16 protein-coding genes are annotated in these 17,912 nt (G+C 46.7%); 8 read left to right on the top strand and 8 right to left on the bottom strand.

All coding sequences use genetic code 11. The features are described from left to right. Positions 1-54 precede the first annotated feature (54 nt). The gene (locus tag MKX59_RS27260) at positions 55-645 is read left to right on the top strand and encodes a hypothetical protein (RefSeq protein WP_028542591.1); all 591 of its coding nucleotides are present in this window, start codon (positions 55-57) and stop codon (positions 643-645) included. Between the two features lie 228 nt (positions 646-873). Here the strand turns inward: MKX59_RS27260 and MKX59_RS27255 are convergent, their stop codons facing one another. Beyond that, positions 874-1,686, bottom strand: coding sequence for a pentapeptide repeat-containing protein (locus MKX59_RS27255; protein ID WP_049828494.1), 813 nt, complete (start codon positions 1,684-1,686; stop codon positions 874-876). Positions 1,687-1,804: 118 nt separating this feature from the next. After that, positions 1,805-2,197 (bottom strand): VOC family protein, encoded by a 393-nt coding sequence (locus MKX59_RS27250; RefSeq protein WP_028542589.1) that lies wholly within the window; start codon positions 2,195-2,197, stop codon positions 1,805-1,807. A gap of 124 nt (positions 2,198-2,321) precedes the next feature. Between MKX59_RS27250 and MKX59_RS27245 the strand changes: the two genes are divergently transcribed. Both MKX59_RS27245 and MKX59_RS27240 read left to right on the top strand, forming a co-directional pair. Beyond that, a complete protein-coding gene (locus MKX59_RS27245; RefSeq protein WP_028542588.1) occupies positions 2,322-3,371 on the top strand; it encodes a hypothetical protein in 1,050 nt (349 codons plus the stop codon). 135 nt (positions 3,372-3,506) lie between these two features. Beyond that, positions 3,507-3,971: a hypothetical protein gene (locus tag MKX59_RS27240; protein WP_028542587.1), complete on the top strand. Its 465-nt coding sequence runs from the start codon at positions 3,507-3,509 to the stop codon at positions 3,969-3,971. Between the two features lie 146 nt (positions 3,972-4,117). Here MKX59_RS27240 and MKX59_RS27235 read toward each other — a convergent pair whose 3' ends face one another. Next, positions 4,118-6,175, bottom strand: a complete 2,058-nt coding sequence (locus MKX59_RS27235; protein WP_340859455.1) for a transglycosylase domain-containing protein — start codon at positions 6,173-6,175, stop codon at positions 4,118-4,120. A gap of 282 nt (positions 6,176-6,457) precedes the next feature. On the opposite strand from MKX59_RS27235, the gene speE reads away from it, so the two are divergent. Next, on the top strand, positions 6,458-7,285 hold the full coding sequence (gene speE, locus MKX59_RS27230) for a polyamine aminopropyltransferase (RefSeq protein WP_053324352.1): 828 nt from the start codon (positions 6,458-6,460) through the stop codon (positions 7,283-7,285). 269 nt (positions 7,286-7,554) lie between these two features. Continuing rightward, positions 7,555-8,847 carry an MFS transporter gene (locus MKX59_RS27225; protein ID WP_053324353.1) on the top strand — a complete coding sequence of 431 codons (1,293 nt, stop codon included), beginning with the start codon at positions 7,555-7,557 and terminating at the stop codon, positions 8,845-8,847. A 214-nt stretch (positions 8,848-9,061) separates the two neighbouring features. Here the strand turns inward: MKX59_RS27225 and MKX59_RS27220 are convergent, their stop codons facing one another. From MKX59_RS27220 to MKX59_RS27205, 4 genes are all read right to left on the bottom strand, one after another. Then, a complete protein-coding gene (locus MKX59_RS27220; RefSeq protein ID WP_254349278.1) occupies positions 9,062-9,643 on the bottom strand; it encodes an LOG family protein in 582 nt (193 codons plus the stop codon). 13 nt (positions 9,644-9,656) lie between these two features. Continuing rightward, positions 9,657-9,971 carry a MazG nucleotide pyrophosphohydrolase domain-containing protein gene (locus MKX59_RS27215; protein ID WP_025718465.1) on the bottom strand — a complete coding sequence of 105 codons (315 nt, stop codon included), beginning with the start codon at positions 9,969-9,971 and terminating at the stop codon, positions 9,657-9,659. A 210-nt stretch (positions 9,972-10,181) separates the two neighbouring features. Further along, on the bottom strand, positions 10,182-11,921 hold the full coding sequence (locus MKX59_RS27210; RefSeq protein WP_340859451.1) for an ABC transporter ATP-binding protein: 1,740 nt from the start codon (positions 11,919-11,921) through the stop codon (positions 10,182-10,184). After that, positions 11,918-13,672, bottom strand: a complete 1,755-nt coding sequence (locus MKX59_RS27205) for an ABC transporter ATP-binding protein (protein ID WP_340859450.1) — start codon at positions 13,670-13,672, stop codon at positions 11,918-11,920. Before MKX59_RS27205 ends, MKX59_RS27210 begins: the two co-directional genes overlap by 4 nt. A gap of 153 nt (positions 13,673-13,825) precedes the next feature. On the opposite strand from MKX59_RS27205, the gene MKX59_RS27200 reads away from it, so the two are divergent. The 3 genes from MKX59_RS27200 to argS all read left to right on the top strand — a co-directional run bounded on the left by MKX59_RS27200 (position 13,826) and on the right by argS (position 16,925). Further along, positions 13,826-14,716 (top strand): LysR family transcriptional regulator, encoded by an 891-nt coding sequence (locus tag MKX59_RS27200; protein WP_028542580.1) that lies wholly within the window; start codon positions 13,826-13,828, stop codon positions 14,714-14,716. A 92-nt stretch (positions 14,717-14,808) separates the two neighbouring features. After that, positions 14,809-15,243, top strand: a complete 435-nt coding sequence (locus MKX59_RS27195; RefSeq protein ID WP_013308207.1) for a DUF1934 domain-containing protein — start codon at positions 14,809-14,811, stop codon at positions 15,241-15,243. Between the two features lie 2 nt (positions 15,244-15,245). After that, positions 15,246-16,925, top strand: coding sequence for an arginine--tRNA ligase (gene argS / locus MKX59_RS27190; RefSeq protein WP_340859449.1), 1,680 nt, complete (start codon positions 15,246-15,248; stop codon positions 16,923-16,925). A gap of 111 nt (positions 16,926-17,036) precedes the next feature. Here the strand turns inward: argS and MKX59_RS27185 are convergent, their stop codons facing one another. Continuing rightward, positions 17,037-17,897 carry a hypothetical protein gene (locus tag MKX59_RS27185; RefSeq protein WP_340859448.1) on the bottom strand — a complete coding sequence of 287 codons (861 nt, stop codon included), beginning with the start codon at positions 17,895-17,897 and terminating at the stop codon, positions 17,037-17,039. Positions 17,898-17,912: the final 15 nt, after the last annotated feature.

Genomic DNA, 17,912 nt, shown 5'->3' with positions numbered 1-17,912 from the left:
ATTTATATTAAAATGTTTCCGTAGCCAAATAGGCTTTGGGAGTAGGGAGAGAGTATGATTAACAAATATATAGCAGTTGCGGTTATCGTTCTTGCGATTGTTTGTGGCTTGGTACTGAATGCTTCTAAACAAAATCCAATAACATTGGATCAACAGGAAACAGCCCCAGAAAGTAAAAAATATTCAGGTGAGAAGTACATAACGAAATATACTTATAAAAAAATTAATGATCAAAAGGCTTCATTGATGACATCCAATATTCTTCATGCTACATCGCTGGAAGAGGAGACTGTTGCTCAGTTTAGAGGAGCGCTAATTACTTTATTTGGAGAACCTCAAAGGACATCAGAAAATTTTGAAGAAGCATATGAGTACATAATTAAGGCAACAGATCCAAATGGGCAAAGCTGGATATTGACTGCATACGAGGGACCAGGAGGCCCAGCTATAGGAGGGGACACCGAGAAAGAGTCTATAGAAGAAGTCGCGCAGGATTTGCTGAATCTAATTGAAGCCACAAGGCCCGCTAATTTCGAAGATGTGGGCTATTATGAGGATACTGGATCTACTATTCGTTATGGATGTAAGGAACAAGTCTGTTTTCATCAGGAAAGCACTACAGAGCAATATGCACCGGATAAGTGAAAGTACGGAGTGAACAGTAAAATTTTTGAAGATAAAAGCTGTATTTACGTTATAAAATGAGCTATACTGAGGTAAGAATAGTAAAGGAGTCGTGCGCTAACACGACTCCAGTATACAACCACTGCTTAAAGAGCAGTCGGCAGTAGGGTCCAACAATAGACCGTTACCTTTGTGGGGGGCGGTCTATTTCTTTTTCATGTAGGTAAGCAATGTTTCTTTAGAAAAAAACTAATGCAGCCAATGGCCGGGAATGCTTAGAGAGGGGGGCAGTTTGGTTTTACAATTGCCCTTAGCCGAATTTAATTGCGCTTGTGTAAGGAAAATACTTCCTTCCAGATTAGCTCCACTTAAATCAGCGTCTCTAAAATCCGCACCGATAAGGTCGGTCATTCTCATATCGGCTTCTCGGAGGTCAGCAGCAATAAGTAAAACTCCTCTCAAATTGGCACCCCTAAGATTGGCGCCTCTCAAATTTGCCCCGATAAGGTCTCTACTCCTGATTTTTTTATTATATTTATTGCGCTCTAAGTTTTTCTTACCTTTTTCTCGTACTAACTCACTTGTTTGTAAAAGTAAATCATTGACTAACGCCCTATGGGTTGGTACATGAAGATTTATGAGGGATTTTGGATCTTGATCCGTAAGCTGCTCGGTTTTCGCCATAGCTTTTTGTAAGTCTGTATAGATGGGGTGAGTTTCTTTTAAGTTAAGGGCTTCATTTAGGTAATAAAGCATTTCATGAAGCTGTTGCATGATGGGAAATATACTGAACATTTCCTCAGCTATTGCCGGGTGGTCTCGCCAGCTTTTTCCGTTGTATGTAACTTGGGAAATTTTTTGACCTGCTCCAAAGCAATCATATACCGTACAGCCTCGCAAGCCGTTGTTTCTTAGATTCTTATGAATATCACAACGATAATCCGCATTTAGGTTTTGACAAGGAGTTCCTCCATCCTTATTAAAAGCAAAATCAGCTGATTTTGCATAAGGCAAGGCTACACAGCATAAACCAAAACATTGTTCACAATTTGCACTATACAATAAACACACATCCTTTTACTGGCACCTATTAAATATAATATTACCAAAAAAAGATGGAGCATGGTCTATTGTTTTTTCATAGACTTCTAGAGTCTGCTGGATCGTTTAGAGAAGAAATTTAGTCTTTTGCCAGGTTCAATTGCCATGAGACTCCGTATTTATCTTCAACCCACCCAAATTGTTGGCTTACGGGAGAGGCTTCAAGGGGCATTAGAACTCGGCCTTCCTGAGATAGCTGGTCAAACACGCTATGGATTTCTTCTTCCGAATCACAAGTGACGAGTAGCGATAGAGCTGGGGTAAAAGGGTGTTTGTTGTGATGATTTTGGTCAATAGCCATAAAAGTCTGCCCTTTGAGGTTGAATACGGCATGTAACACGGTTCCATCTTCCTGATGAAAAATGCTCATAATACCAGACGGCTTAAATACAGAGGTATAATATTGCATGGCTTCTTCTGCTTGACCTGAGAACATGAAAAATGTTGTAATTTTTGGACTGGAATCTTGCATGAGATCAACTCCCTAGACTGGATCGTAGATGATAACATCTTTCCTCTTTTTTAATAGAAATATTCAACAGTGGAGAAGTGCTTCATAAAGAAAGGTATGCAAACATGGGAAAGGGGAAAACAGGATGATGGACGCGACAGCAGGGCTTATTGATATGTTCGGCTCAGGCAAGAAGCTGGACGCCAGCATCATTTCCGCTTATACGGATGTGGTTGCCCAATATGGGACCATGGAGGATGCTTGGGAGTTATACAGGCTTTTTGTAGAAGATCCCCATCATTATATCCGGGGGTTACTCCTCCAGCCGATCATGAGATGCGGGGATGTTACTTTGGCGCAGGATATGTATGAGCGTTACGTTCAAAATCAGGCATCCCCAGAACATATACCTGACGGTGTGCTGTATGTGCTAGGTTATTTGGGTTATGTGGAGGCTGCTGCTGATCTTGTCGCTTTGGTGAATGGGCCATATGGAGTTGCGTCTGTGGATGCCTGTTTGGGACTGGTACATCTTCCATGCGAACCGTATCGTGAACAACTAGCGGCTGAATTGGAAAAAGTGTTGGATCAGAATTTGTTTAATGAATTCTTACCTCTGTTAAGCTTTAAATGCACTACTGAAGATATGATTCCGCGATTGGTACATTGGGGAGAGCAACATGCTTCCGTAGACTGTAATGCAGGAATTATTGCTGGAATAGCATTGTTTGGAGAAGGGCAGAAGGATACGATTCGCTCTATCCTGTGGAATCCGTTTTGGGAGGCTCATGGAACGGCTACAGGCAGTTGTGTGTGGTCTTATTTTGCTATGCAGCATGTAGGGCTAACCTTTAGGGAGCTCGTTCAGGATATAAAAAGCTACGATGCATCCAAAGAAGATGTACAGGCATTGGAATATCGTTTGGACGTGCTATATGAGATGTTGGAACTCAAGCTAAGCTATACAGCCCGACCGATCCGGTTCGCTCGCAGCAATGAGGAATCATTTGGTCAGCTATATAGCGATTTGTTTAGCTGGTCTAACGAACATCACGATGACTCTATTATAGGCTGGATGAATGAACAGTTGGGGGTTGAGCACCGACTGCTGGAACGGTATTATGAGCTAAGGAAACGAGTCGAGATTAAAATGGTGCATGAAATTGAGCTGGAGCATGTTCAGAAAGGGAGTTAATCGTAACAGGAAATAAGAATTTTTGATGTAAAAGGACGAAATAGCGGAGTTTGGCGGCGATATGGGGATTCGCCCAGTCCGCGGGCTGATGTCCCGCATAGGATACATCAGCCTAGAACACAAGGAGTGAAACACATGTCTTTACTGCCACAAGTTCCTTTCGGAACGCAACCGGGTACTCCGGGTCCATTCACGCCGTCAGGTCCTTCGATTCCACAATTTCCTGATATGCAGGATTCCTTCCCATCTCCGATAGGTCCGCCACCAGGCCCAGGGCCATTTTCGCCACAGCCGTTCTCACCGCCGCCGCAGGGGCCATTCGGTCCGCAAGGTGGGCAGCAAACTCAAGCACCAACTTCCCCACCACCGCAATTTACGCCACCGAAGCCGCTGGTTTCGGCGTATGCGGTTGACCCTGGAGCCATTTTCGGTTGTTTGTTCCGCAACACGTTTGTATGGCTGACGAACGGGGAGCGTTTCTGGATGTACCCTGTCTTTGTAGGCAGGACATCCGTAGCGGGTTTCCGGTGGAGTGGTCGTTTTTGGTTTTATTACGGTGTAGACACTAACCGTATTGAGTCGTTTAGCTGTTATTGGTAATCGCGCAGCTTTAGGGAAGAGCGGGGCTTAACGGGATGATGGCTGATGGCACTGGCAAGAGAGGTAAATGGGTAAATGAGGTAAGTGAAGCGAAAATAAAAAGACTGAGAGAGCGCTCATCGCGTTCTCCCAGTCTTTTTTTGCTATTAATCCATCCACCAACGCTTAAAATTGCCCCACCACGATTTCTTTTCGGCTTGTCGCTCCGCTTGGTCAGTTGGCGTTGCTGCCGGTGGGTTATTTTGCCCCGACAGCGTCTCCTTTGGCTCCGTGCCGCTGACGAATACCTCCAGCCGCTTGTCCGGGCTGTCCGGTGCAGCCAGCTTGCCGCTGGCCGGATCAATATAAGCGCTGACTACGCCGTCAGGGATAGGGAAGATTTTGGGCGGCACATTCTCCAGCGCTTTCTCCGTATATTGCGCAAAAATCGGAGCCGCCCGTCGGGCATCCTGTGTGCTGATGGCCTTGCCCTTGTCGTAGCCGACCCAGACAGCGGTGGACAGCTCGGGGGTAAAGCCGACCATCCACGCATCGGTGTTGGTCGTGCCGCTCTTGCCAGCGACCGGGCGCTTGATCAGCTTCGCGACCCGGTTGCCGGTGCCGCCTTCTTCAAACACGCCTTCCATGAGGCGTGTGAGGACGTAGGCGGAGGCGGGCTTCACCACCTGCACGGGCGCGGCTTGGGGCGCTTCGTACAGCGACCGCCCGGCCGCATCGGTGATGCGCAGCACTGCCACCGGAGCCACCTTTTGCCCGCCGCTGCCGATGACCGAGAAGGCCGAGGCCATCTCGAACGGACTGACGGGCGACACGCCCAGCGCCAGCGAAGGTACGGGCTTGAGCTCGCTTGTAATGCCCATTTTGCTGGCGAGGTCCATGACCTTATCCGTTCCCACCTTCAAAATGGTGCTAACGGCATAGATATTATCGGACGCCGCAATTGCGCGCCGAAGATCTATTTCACCCAAATATTTGTCTCCAAAATTTTTGGGCTTATAGGTCTTGCGATTGTTATCGTAGTGGAACAACGTCGGTCGGCTTTCGAACTTGGACGTACTCGTCAATTCGCCGGAATCCAGCGCGCTCAGATACATAATCGGCTTGAAAGCGGAGCCTGGCTGCCGGGTTGTGGCCAGCGCATGATTATATTGATTCCCGACATAGTTCGTTCCACCGACCATGGCCTTGACATGTCCGTTGCGCGGGTCCATGGAGATTAACGCGGTTTCCAGTCCGTTGCTGCTCTTCATGCCCTCGTTTACAGCCGCCTCGGCTGCTTGCTGCATGTGCATGTCCAGCGTGGTATAAATGCTCAGGCCACCATGCTCAAGCACCCCTTCGCTAATCCCAAGCTGATGAGTCGCCAGTTGGCGGACGTAATCGCGGAACCAGGGAGCGGCTTCCACTGTCCGGCGCTGGCTCTCGGGCCGCAGGGCCAGCATTTCCTCATAGGCCTTGGTGGCTTCGGCCGGAGTAATTTTGCCGGTGAGCGCCATGGAGTCCAGTACAATTTTCTGCCGATCCTTTGCATTTTTCATATGATTATACGGTGAATAGTAGGTCGGTCCTTTCGGAATACCTGCTAACAGGGCGCTTTCGGCCAAATCCAGATCCTTTGCGGATTTACCGAAATACATTTGCGAAGCTGCTTCAATGCCATAGGCGCCATGACCATAGTAAATTTCGTTCAAATACATTTGCAGCAGCTCATTTTTGGTGTACTTCATTTCAAGCTGTGCGGTATAGATGGCCTCCTTGGCCTTGCGAGTCCATGTTTTCTCATGAGATAAATACAGATTCCGTGCAAGCTGCTGAGTCAGCGTGCTGGCCCCTTGCGACATATCCCAGCGGGTCAGATTAACGATTACCGCCCGGCCCAGACCTTTGAAATCAAAGCCGAAATGATCGTAAAACTTCCGATCTTCCACAGCCAGGGTAGCTGCAATCAAATCGGGTGAAATGTGATCAAGCTGGACCGGAATGGATTCTTTGCCTCCAGCAGAGAAAGTGGCGATGACTTGTCCCTGACTATCTAGCAGACGTGAATTCCGATCCGTATCCGCGAGCGGAAGGCTGGTCGTGTACAAATAGGCGAGCAGGATGCAGGCGGCGATGACCGTCAGAATAGTGAGAGACATCAGTCCTTGAAAGCATCGAAGCCAAAGCGGTTTACGCTTGGGGGATTGCCCGGTCGTATCGGTCATCATGCCACCTCCTTCCATAGTTGATGTTCTCAGTATAGTCAATCCGGAAGCGTCTATTCATCAGATACACACACGTGTCTATTTTAAACAAGATTAAATCTCCAAATTGCTTCTGCAGTCCATTCAGGTATCACTTGTAATGCAAAAAGTGTGAAATTCCAATGCGTTTGGTACAATAAATATAGCAAACTCGGCGTTTGCGTGTTGCTGATATAAGGAAAGTCAACGTTTATGCTACCGGATTGCCGGACACATACTTTGATCAGAAAGAAGGTTGGAATGATGGACTTGTGGTTTACGGAGAAGCAGACTCCCTCTTTCGGCATTACAGCAAAAATCAAACAAACCTACGTCTCTGAGAAAACAGATTTTCAGGATCTGGCTATGATCGAGACTGAGGAATTCGGCAATATGCTTGTTCTGGATGGCATGGTGATGACAACGGTTAAGGATGAATTTGTGTATCACGAAATGGTAGCACATCCGGCCTTGAATACACATCCGAATCCGAAAAAAGTTTTGGTTGTGGGCGGTGGCGATGGCGGCGTTATTCGTGAGGTTATCAAGCACCCTGAAGTGGAGAAGGCTGTATTGGTTGAGATCGACGGTAAGGTGATTGAATATTCCAAAAAATATTTGCCTGAAATCGCAGGAAAGCTGGACGAGCCTAATGTAGAAGTGCTGGTCAATGACGGATACATGCACATTATTGAACACAAAAATGAATACGACGTCATTATGGTCGATTCGACGGAGCCGGTAGGTCCGGCAGCCCCGCTGTTTGAGCGCGGGTTTTACCAAGGTATTTTTGAAGCGTTGAAGGAAGACGGCATTTTCGTTGCGCAAACGGATAATCCTTGGTTCAAGGCAGACCTGATTCAGAAGGTCAACAAAGATGTGAAGGAAATTTTCCCGATTGTGCGTGTGTATGGTGCGAACATTCCGACCTATCCGAGCGGTCTTTGGACATTCACGTTGGGTAGTAAGAAGTATGATCCGCTCGAAGTAGACGAGACCCGAATTCCAGAGATGGACACCAGATATTACAGTCCGCGTCTACACAAAGCGGCGTTTGTATTACCTAAATTTGTGGAAGATTTAACGAAGTAAACATTTTAAGAAGCGCCTTAGTGGTCTTTATTACCTTTTTTTGGGTGGGAAAGAGCGCTATAGGCGCTTTTTTGTGTTGGATAAGATTTGGAAAAGGCTATGAAAGCATACTGGACACCGGATTTCCTTTTAAGATAAAAGAAGGAAATTTAAGGGTGTACGTAGAATATACAAAAAACCAGACAATTAACAGATTTGTAATATCAACAAGGGAGGTTTGGTTATGGAAATACATAAATTGGCGATGTACCAAAGAGGGGGAAACTTTTTTGATCAGACGCTCTTTTTATTACCTGTGGGGGTCTCAGACGATCTCCAACGTAGCAGATATCATCTATATGTTGAGTGTAGTGGTATTGGTGTTCAGTTCAAGTAATTCCTTAATGACGACTATTTTAATCCCGTTGTTCCGATTGTCTGCCCAAGTGCTTAGTGGGCTCGTTGCACCGATCGTCCTTGGCCGATTTCGGCTGACGCGCGTGTTGCTATTTTCTCAGTTTGGGCAGTTTGTCATTTTTACGCTGTTGCTGCTTTATTTGTGGATCGTACCTGAGCAGAGGTCGTTTTTATTTATTTTTGTGATGGTGTTTGGTATGTCTTTTCTGGATGGCTGGACAAATCCTGCGCGTAATGCGCTTGTACCCCGTTTGGCTACGGGTGAAGGGCTAATGCGGGCCAACGGCATGGTAGCGGTCAGTGATCAGGTGGTCAGGTGTGCAGGCTGGGCGTTGAGCGGAATTATTGTGGCTTGGCTGGGTTCCCTGAATACGCTTGTGATCGCATCCGGTTGTTATCTCGTAGCTGTAACTGTCACGTCCTTCGTCCGCGATCCACTGGATCAGAAGGAATTAAGTCTTGAAGCTTCGGATTCCTCAACAAATCTAGTAGAACCTGCAAAGGGAAAGGAAAAAGGCTCCCATTGGAAAGAGCTTGGGGAAGGCTGGAAAATCATTTGGCACAACCGTCGTATTCGTTCTCTGATGATCGTCGATAGCGTGGATAGTATTGGGGGAGTCTCCTGGCTCGGCGTATTTATTTTGGCGTACGTCAGTCAAGTGCTGCATCGGGATGCAAGCTGGTGGGGCTTTATGAATGCGTCCTTTTTCTCGGGCACGATCTTGGGTGGATTGATTGTCGTTGGCTTGGTCAAGCGATTGCAAAAGAACAGCTTTTTGTACATGCTCGGAGCGTTACTGGTGTATGTACTGATTACAATTGTATTTGCGCTGAATACAATCCCCGTTGCTGCACTTATTCTTTTTGCTGTATCAGGCTTACCTGTTCAAATGGCTGGTATCATTCGCCGTACCTTGCTGCAAACCAGTGCACCGGCAGCCCAGCTGCCCAAAGTGATGGCGGGAATTGATGTGCTTACAAATCTCGCTTTCGGCCTGTCCTTGTTATTCATGGGCTGGTATGCAGACCGTTTCGGTATGGTGCAGGTGTATTTGTTGGCTGCGATTATGACGACCATTGCTATCTTGATCGGCTGGTTGTACCGCAGGGATTTTCAGGAAAGTGAGCAAATGGACCATCCAACCGCTACGGGCGCTGGGATTTAAAATTGGGGTTCTCGTTAGGCGTGACATCATTCATTGGATGACTACATAATTAAATGCAGTTGTAAAAGTGAACGTGACGATTGGGGAGAATAAAAGCCTGCAATTCTCCTCAATTTTACAGGAACACCACTGGAATAACGTTGACGGTGGTGTTCCTTTTATAACTATTAAATTAATTGGTATATCTGTTGAGCAGTATGTGCCATTCCTAATGTCAGGTCCGTTTGCTTTTGAGATATGTTTTGACGGCAGGAGGAGTGTAATTTGTAAATTGCCGTAGGATTCCTTGCGGAGTGGTATCCGTAATTACCATCGCACGATATTTTTCCTGCATAAATTGTTCCTCAGCCATACGATCGAACAAGGTAATAAGAGGATCGTAATAATGGTTAATGTTTAAAAGACCGCATGGCTTTTCATGCAAGCCTAATTGCGCCCATGTGAAGATTTCAAAGTATTCTTCCATTGTACCTGGGCCACCTGGTAAAACAATGAATCCATCCGCAATCTCTGCCATTTTAGATTTTCGTTCGTGCATGGAATCAACAATGATTAATTCGCTCAGGCCATTATGTGCAATTTCACGGCTTTGCAAAAAGTGAGGGAGCACACCGATGACGCGACCTCCTGCATGAAGTGCAGCGTCAGCCACTGCACCCATTAAACCAACACTTGCTCCTCCATAAACCAGGCTTATTTCCTGTTCGGCAAGTGTCTTGCCCAGAGCAACAGCATGCTCTCGATAAATCTCAGACGCTCCATTACTGGAACCGCAAAAAACAGCAATGCTTTTCATATGAGATTCTCCTTTATGTATATCTTTTTGCAAGTTTTTGCTGGTGTGTTCGAAATATATCCTCCAAGGTGATGTCATACTTGTTGGCGATCACGATGAGATTACCCAGTACATCTCCAAGTTCTTCAGTTAAATGGTCCTTGTTCTCCTCGAATGAACCATCGATCTCATCAGGCCGGTCTCTGCCGATCTCCAGGGCGCGAATAGCTCTCGCAACCTCCCCGGTTTCCTCTGCCAAGAAACCAATTCGGACAAAGATATCCAAATCAGACCAGTTTCTCTCCTGATAATATTGCTTGACCCACTTTTGAAATTCATTAATATCCATATTCAGCCTCCCAACTGGAACCCATGCATAGGTGTTGGCTATACACAAACCATAAGGTTTAGATGAAACAGAAACATTTGTTCGTGTTTTATTATATAATATAAGAGGCGAATTTATCAAAGAAAAATTTAAAAAGCCGTTTGCTTAAAAAGCAACCGACTTTTTAAAAGAACGTTGACCTTAATGATGCGATCGTATCTGGTCAGTCTTTTAAGCCGTAGTGAACTGGCTGTTATAGAGCGAGGCATAATGGCCGCCGCTGGCAAGAAGTCCCTCATGGGTACCACTTTCGATGACATCGCCGTTTTTCATGTATAAAATTAAATCCGCTTCGCGGATGGTCGATAGTCTGTGGGCGATCACAAAGCTGGTGCGTCCGGCAATCATTTTCATAAATGCTTTTTGGATACGCGTTTCTGTCAGGGTGTCTATGCTACTGGTCGCTTCATCCAGGATCAGCATAGGTGGATCGACGAGGATCACTCTCGCGATGGTAAGCAGCTGTTTTTGGCCTTGCGACAGGCTATCGCCTGATCCGCTGATGACCGTATCGTAGCCATGAGGCAGTCGTTTGATGAAGCTATGCGCATTGGCAGCTGTTGCAGCCGCGATGACTTCTTCGTCTGTAGCCTCCGGCTTCCCGTAAGCGATATTGTCCCGAATGGTCCCGCTGAACAGCCAAGTATCTTGAAGTACCATACCAAAGTTAATCCGCAGGCTGTCCCGGCTCATGTCGTTGATATTCACCCCGTCGATGGATATCGAGCCGCTGTCCACATCGTAAAACCGCATGAGCAGATTGACGAGTGTGGTTTTACCAGCTCCGGTCTGCCCGACAATGGCCACACGAGTGCCTGGCTTAACCTCCAGACTAAAGTTCGTAATGAGCGTACGTTCCGGGTTATAGGAGAATTTGACATGATCAAAAAGAATCGTGCCTTTGCTGCGCTCCAGCTGTACGGCGTTCGATTTTTCCGACTGCTCAGGCGGTGAGTCTAAAATCGCAAATATGCGCTGAGCAGAAGCCGTAGCTGCCTGGAACTGAGTCAGCACACCCGTAATTTCATTAAAGGGCTTGGCGAACAAATTGGTATAAATTAGAAAGCTCGACAATCCGCCTACCGAGATCACGCCCAAAATGATGGAGATACAGCCAATCATGGCGGTGACTGAAAAAGTCATGTTGTTCACCAATCGGGTGGAGGGGTTGGACAATGATCCGTAAAACTGCGATTTCACCCCGGCTTGATACAATTGCTCGTTTTTGGCGGAAAATTCCTCAAGCGAGCGGTTTTCATAATGAAAAGCGGTAACTACCCGTTGTCCGCCGATCATTTCTTCGACGTAACCGTTCAGGCTTCCTAAAATTTTGGCCTGTTCGCGGAACATACGCTGCGATCTTGTGGTAATGAACCGTGCCACGCCATATGTGATCGGGGCAGACACCAATACGACCAACGTCATGATCGGACTGATATACAGCATGAGTACAATGGAGCCTATAATTGTAATAATCCCGGTAATCAATGTGGAAAATCCTTGTAGCAATCCATCCGACACAGCATCCATATCGTTCACAAAACGGCTTATGCTGTCTCCTTGTGGATGAGTGTCATGAAAGCTTAACGGAAGGATATTAAAATGATCAAATAACTCCCGCCGCATATCATTTACGGTCTGAAAAGCAATCCGGTTCGTCAAATACGTGAGCAGCCAGCTAAATAGACTTCCTACTACATATACAATGCCTAATCCAGCTAGAATCTGCGCAATACCTTTAAAATCCACTGCTCCCTTATCCACCATGTGGTCGATAGCTTGACCAATCATGTAGGGTCCGATCAGACTGGCAAGCACGCTGAGAAACGCACTGACGATGACCCAAAATGTTGTTTTTTTATATCGAGCCACATAGGTTAACAATCTTCTCCAGGTTTCCTTGCCACTCATTGGTCTACCTCCTGCGTTGAGAGCTGGGAATGATTAATTTCCTGATATACATCTGAGCTGCTCATCAACTGTTCATGTGTGCCTATACCGACAATACGCCCCTCATCAAACACAATTATTTTATCAGCATGCTGTACGCTGCTTACTCGTTGTGAGACCAGCAGGACGGTCATGCTGGTGCTATTTTCCCGTAGCGATTTACGGAGGGCGGCATCGGTAGCAAAATCAAGTGCGCTTGAGGAGTCATCCAAAATGAGAATTTGCGGATTGCCGACAATAGCTCTGGCAATGGTAAGTCGCTGCTTTTGTCCTCCCGACAGATTAAGCCCCCCTCGGGTGATCGGAGCATCGAATTTCTCCGGCAAGTTGGAAATGAACTCATCTGCTTGCGCGATTGCTGCAGCTTGAGCGACTTCCTCATCGGTGGCGTGTTCATGCCCCCAACGGATATTATCCGCTATAGTTCCAGTGAACAGCAGCGCCTTCTGAGGAACAATACCGATTTTCTGCCGCAATTGCTCAAGCTTATACTGCCGTACGTCAATGCCATCAACCTCTATACGACCTTCTACTACATCATAGAAGCGGGGAATGAGATTCACAAAGGTGGATTTCCCCGAACCTGTTCCTCCGATGATGCCGACCGTTTCACCGGGATAGATGTTTACCACTACATCGCTAAGTGCCAGTTGCCCTGTCGTATTGTATCCAAAGGAAACATGATCAAAAGAGATGGCTGGTACAGCGCCATGCTCAGTTGTTCCCTCCCTGTCTATAGGTGTAGAAGTAGCAGCAGTGTCGGAAATCGAAGCTTGCGTGTCTAGGACCTCCTGAATCCGCGCTGCTGAAGTGGCAGCCTTGGTGAACAAAATAATTAAATTGGTCACCACAATCAGAGCCAGTAAAATTTGCGTAATGTAATTAATAAAGGCAATAATCTCCCCTTGTGTAAGAGATCCATATTGGATATGGATGCCGCCGATCCACAGGATTGCAATAATAGCTCCGTTTACCACCAGCAAGGTGGCAGGGCTTAGCAAAGCAGAAATACGTCCGACACGAATAGCGGTCTGAGTCAGGTCATCTGAAGCAGTGTTGAATTTAACTCGTTCATCTCCTCTTTTGGCAAATGCGCGTATGACCCGTACGCCTGTAAGATTTTCGCTTAGCACCAGGGCGATTTTATCCAATTTTTTTTGATACCGTTGATACAGTGGTGAAGCCTTCGTAATGACCACATATAAGATCAAAGCCAGAACTGGTGTAGCCGCCAACAGCACCAAAGCCAGGCGGAAATCCAGAATCATTGACATGATAATAGCCCCGATACAAATAAAAGGAGCACGAATGACCAGACGAATCAGCATTGCTACAGCCGTTTGGAGCTGATTGACATCATTCGTAATCCGGTTAATGAGCGAGGGCGTACCGAACTTATCGAGATCAGCATAAGAAAACGATGAGATATGCTTAAACATCGTGTTACGCAGTGTAGTTCCGAATCCTTGAGAGGCACGGGCTGCGTAAAACTGACACACTAATGAACTGCCAAAGCCCAGTATAGTCATGAGTAACATCAAAAGACCCATCTGCCAAACATAATGGGTGTCTCCTTTACCTACGCCATGATTGATCATTAAAGCAACCATAGTAGGCAGCAATAGTTCCAAGATGGCCTCAATCAATTTAAACAGAGGCCCAAGAATCGTTTCCTTTTTATAGGGTTTCAAAAAAACAGCAAATTTCAGCAAATAAACCATCACCTAACCTAAATAATGTATATAGCCTCATGCCGCAATAGCATAACTGAATTTGATTATGGCACATCCCCAACCATATGAATAATATTTAATATATATTAGAGGTATAGGTTTTACATATATCAGTACCGGAGGTCCATAAGGATGGAATTGAGACATCTCAAGTATTTTTTGGCGATCGCAGAGGCCGGACAGATTACAGCGGCAGCCAAAAAGCTGCAAATCGCGCAGCCTCCTTTAAGTCAGCAGCTCATGCAGCTAGAGGAAGAGCTTGGTGTAAAGCTCGTGCATCGAGGCTCACGAAGTATCCAGTTGACGGAGGCCGGCATCATTTTACAGAACAGGGCCAAGCAGATCTTGGAGCTGACAGATGCCACAACGAGAGAAATCAACGATTTTGCCTTGGGGATGAAGGGGACGCTCACCATTGGAACGGTCTCCTCTTCCGGCGCAGCCCTGATGAAAGACAGGCTTTCCGAATTTCATAAAACCTATGCGGGTGTAAAATTCGAAATTCATGAGGGAAATACCTTCATGATTCTTGATCTTTTGAACAAAGGAATTGTAGAGGTCGGTATCGTCAGAACCCCTTTTAATACCACCGATTTAGGGTGCAGATATGCGTCCTCCGAGCCGATGATAGCAGTGATGACAGAAGAACATGACTGGAACCCCGAACAGAAGACCATCCCGTTGTCTGATTTGAAAAACAGGCCGCTCATCGTATATCGCCGCTTTGAACAATTGATCCACGATACCTGTATGAAGCATGGCTTTGAGCCAAATTTCTTTTGCAAAAACGATGATGCTCGCACCACGCTTCACTGGGCTAATGAAGGACTAGGGATCGGTATGATTTCGCGGTCTGCGTTGTCACTCGGAAGCAATAACCAGTTAATCGTTAAGGAAATTATGTGTGAAGAATTACATACGCGTGTGGCGGCTGTTTGGCTGAAGGATAAATACATGTCTTCTCTAGCCTCTCGATTCATTGAAAGTTTTAGCCAAGCATCCGATGAAGCTGACTTAAGGTAGCTAAATTTTTTGGATGAAAGCATCTTTTTGTAAAAACTCATTTGAATTGCAATCGGGAACTGGATATAGTAGTACAGTAGGATAGCAATAGAATGGAGTTTGAATACATGCCACATAATGCAAAGGTCCGAATCCGTCTTCATAGTCATCATGACGGAGAAGATGTGGTACAGGAACTTCCCGGAGAAGCGATCGTGCGTGGGAAGCATCTATATATAAGGTACGATGAGCCGCAAGAAAGTCCTGAGGGCGGTACGACACGGAACACAGTCAAAATCGGACCGGATGAGCTAAAGCTGATTCGTCACGGTGAGGTACAATCAGAGCAGTCGTTTGCGCTGGGACGCAGGTTGCCTGGATTTTACCGCTCGCCTTATTTAAACCTGAACATGTCTGCGCATACGCAGAAGCTCGATATTCGGATGGATGGATTCACCGGACATGTGAGCTGGACCTATGATCTGTACGTATTTGAGGATTTCTCGGGGCATTTTGCCATCAGTTTGCATATACAGGAGGAGCAATAATCATGACAAGCAATCCACTGGAACTTATTAATCAAAAGGTAACCTCAGCAATTGAGGCGGCGGTGCTGGCTACCGGAATCGTGAGCCGCGAAGAGCTGCCGACCATTACGCTGGAGGTACCGAAGGACAAGTCACACGGTGATTTGGCCACCAACGCCGCGATGCAGCTCACCCGCATTGCGAAGAAGAACCCACGGCAAATCGCTGAAGATTTGATCGCGAATATGGATTTAGCTTCTGCTTCTATTGAAAGTGCGGAAATCGCTGGACCGGGCTTTATTAACTTCCGCCTGAACAAGAGCTACCTTTATGCTGTTATTGGACAGGTGCAGGAGCAGGGGGCAGATTACGGGCGTATACAGGAAGGTGCGGGCAAAAAGGTGCAAATCGAGTTTGTCAGCGCCAATCCGACGGGTAGCCTTCACTTAGGTCATGCACGTGGTGCAGCCGTAGGGGATGCTCTTTGCAACGTGCTTGATTTTGCTGGATACAAAGTAACTCGTGAATACTACATTAATGATGCGGGTAACCAGATTTACAACATGAGCCGTTCTATTGAAGCGCGTTATTTGCAGGAGCTGGGACAGCCTTCGGAGATGCCGGAGGATGGTTACCATGGTGAGGATATCATCGGGTTTGCCAAGGAACTGGTGGCAGAAAAGGGCGATTCTCTGTTGTCTATGGAACCGGGAGATCGCGCTGCTTATTTCCGTGACTACGGTCTGGAAAAGGAACTGAACAAGATCAAGCGCGATCTGGAACTGTTCCGTGTACCTTTTGACTCCTGGTTCAGCGAAACGTCGCTGTATGAAAACGGTGAAGTGCTTAAAGCGCTGAATGAGCTGCGTGACCGTGAGGAGATTTACGAGAAGGACGGAGCTACATGGTTGAATACGACCAAGTACGGCGACGATAAAGACCGCGTCTTGATCAAAAATGACGGTACATACACGTACCTGACTCCGGATATCGCTTACCATCGCGATAAATATGCTCGTGGGTATGACACGATCATCAACATTTGGGGAGCGGATCACCACGGTTACATTCCACGGATGAAGGCAGCAATGGAAGCACTGGGCAATGACCCGGATAAGCTTAAAGTGCTGATTGCCCAAATGGTCAGCTTGTTCCAAAATGGGGAAAAAGTAAAAATGTCCAAACGTACCGGCAAGGCCGTGACGATGGAAGATCTGATGGAAGAAGTGGGTGTAGACGCGATCCGTTACTTCTTCACTATGCGCAGCATGGATTCGCACCTGGATTTTGACATGGATTTGGCGATTTCTACCTCCAATGAGAATCCAGTATTCTATGTGCAATATGCGCACGCACGTGCATGCAGCGTATATCGTCAAGCCGAAGAGCAAGGTATTGCTGTGCTGCCGTTGGCAGAAGTTGACTTGTCCAAGCTGACGGCTGAGCATGAATACGATCTGTTACGCAAAATCGGCGAGCTGCCGGAAGAAGTATCGGTGGCGGCTGCAAACTTTGCACCACACCGTATGATTCGCTATGTCTACGAGCTGGCTTCATTGTTCCACAGCTACTACAAGGCAGAGCGCGTCATCACAGAGGATGCCGCTCAAACGCAGGCACGCTTGGCGTTGTTTGGTGCGGTGCGCACTACCATTGCCAACGTACTGAAGCTGGTGGGCGTGTCTGCACCGGAACGTATGTAAGCAAGCAACTTTAACATCATGACCTTGTAGTCATATAAATAATAATAAAAGGAACCGTTCGTATCACCCTCAACAGGGTGGCGCCTCGGTTCCTTTTTATGTTGGATTAGCTTAGTAGCGTTCCAGTACCAAATTCGTTTTCAGGGAATCGGCGGGAACCAGCCATCCTTTGGATTGCAGCAGGTTCATCAGCTTGGTGCGGTTGCTGGCGGCAACACTGTAATCCGAGGTTTTGAAGGAGATTTCGATAATATTTTCTATACCTGATCCGTTTGCGCTGCGAATAGGCCATACTTCAACGTCGGCATCCAATCCCTGAAAGCTACCCTCGTATTTACTGACCTGTACAGGACCGCGTACTCTGGAGTTTGCCAAGGTTTGTTTGCCCCAATTGCTGTTTTTCCAGTTTTGCAGCTTGCCCGGAAGATTATCCTGCAATTGCTTTAATGCTTGATCTGGGGAAGGCAGAGCCAATCCTTTGGAGGCGTTTGTTTTCTTATCATTGGAAAAGCTTAGTGTTTGCTTGCTGTATCCCCAATCCACCTCAGCCTCATAATTATCATCAGATGCGCTGAACCCTTCTTTATTCGCTTGGGTGAGCGCCGCGTCGATATTTCCATTTGTGACCGTATAGCGCTTTTTGTAGGTTAATTCATAATTTTTTTTGTCCTCTTTTTTGCGAAATCTCACGTTCCAGCCCTCGTCATTCAATTGCAATGAATTTGTATCAAAATACTCGACGCTCAATCGTTGTGTATCGTCGCTAATTTGAAACTCGTTGACGATGCCACTTTTTAATGAGCCATCCGCATTGAGGACCTGAGCCGTATCCAGTAGCAGCTTCACCTCATAGCTTGGTGTGGCATTGGCGGCAGCTTGTACCGATTCTGCTCCTTTCCATCCTGTTACGAGCAGCACTGCACTTAGAGTTACTACCGACATCAATTTGGTGATACGAAGGCCTGTTTTCATTTCATCCTCTCCTGT

Origin of the sequence: Paenibacillus sp. FSL R7-0340, assembly GCF_038002205.1 — a bacterium.
Classification (GTDB): domain Bacteria; phylum Bacillota; class Bacilli; order Paenibacillales; family Paenibacillaceae; genus Paenibacillus; species Paenibacillus polymyxa_B.
This window is presented reverse-complemented; position numbering and strand designations above follow the sequence as displayed.

Bases quoted from the DNA above. Each gene is read 5' to 3' on its own strand.
- MKX59_RS27200 (WP_028542580.1), top strand. From the start codon at position 13,826: ATGGAATTGAGACATCTCAAGTATTTTTTGGCGATCGCAGAGGCCGGA.
- MKX59_RS27195 (WP_013308207.1), top strand. From the start codon at position 14,809: ATGGAGTTTGAATACATGCCACATAATGCAAAGGTCCGAATCCGTCTT.
- MKX59_RS27240 (WP_028542587.1), top strand. From the start codon at position 3,507: ATGTCTTTACTGCCACAAGTTCCTTTCGGAACGCAACCGGGTACTCCG.
- MKX59_RS27250 (WP_028542589.1), bottom strand. From the start codon at position 2,197: ATGCAAGATTCCAGTCCAAAAATTACAACATTTTTCATGTTCTCAGGT.
- argS (WP_340859449.1), top strand. From the start codon at position 15,246: ATGACAAGCAATCCACTGGAACTTATTAATCAAAAGGTAACCTCAGCA.
- MKX59_RS27245 (WP_028542588.1), top strand. From the start codon at position 2,322: ATGATGGACGCGACAGCAGGGCTTATTGATATGTTCGGCTCAGGCAAG.
- MKX59_RS27210 (WP_340859451.1), bottom strand. From the start codon at position 11,921: ATGAGTGGCAAGGAAACCTGGAGAAGATTGTTAACCTATGTGGCTCGA.
- MKX59_RS27215 (WP_025718465.1), bottom strand. From the start codon at position 9,971: ATGGATATTAATGAATTTCAAAAGTGGGTCAAGCAATATTATCAGGAG.
- MKX59_RS27220 (WP_254349278.1), bottom strand. From the start codon at position 9,643: ATGAAAAGCATTGCTGTTTTTTGCGGTTCCAGTAATGGAGCGTCTGAG.
- speE (WP_053324352.1), top strand. From the start codon at position 6,458: ATGGACTTGTGGTTTACGGAGAAGCAGACTCCCTCTTTCGGCATTACA.
- MKX59_RS27235 (WP_340859455.1), bottom strand. From the start codon at position 6,175: ATGACCGATACGACCGGGCAATCCCCCAAGCGTAAACCGCTTTGGCTT.
- MKX59_RS27185 (WP_340859448.1), bottom strand. From the start codon at position 17,897: ATGAAAACAGGCCTTCGTATCACCAAATTGATGTCGGTAGTAACTCTA.
- MKX59_RS27260 (WP_028542591.1), top strand. From the start codon at position 55: ATGATTAACAAATATATAGCAGTTGCGGTTATCGTTCTTGCGATTGTT.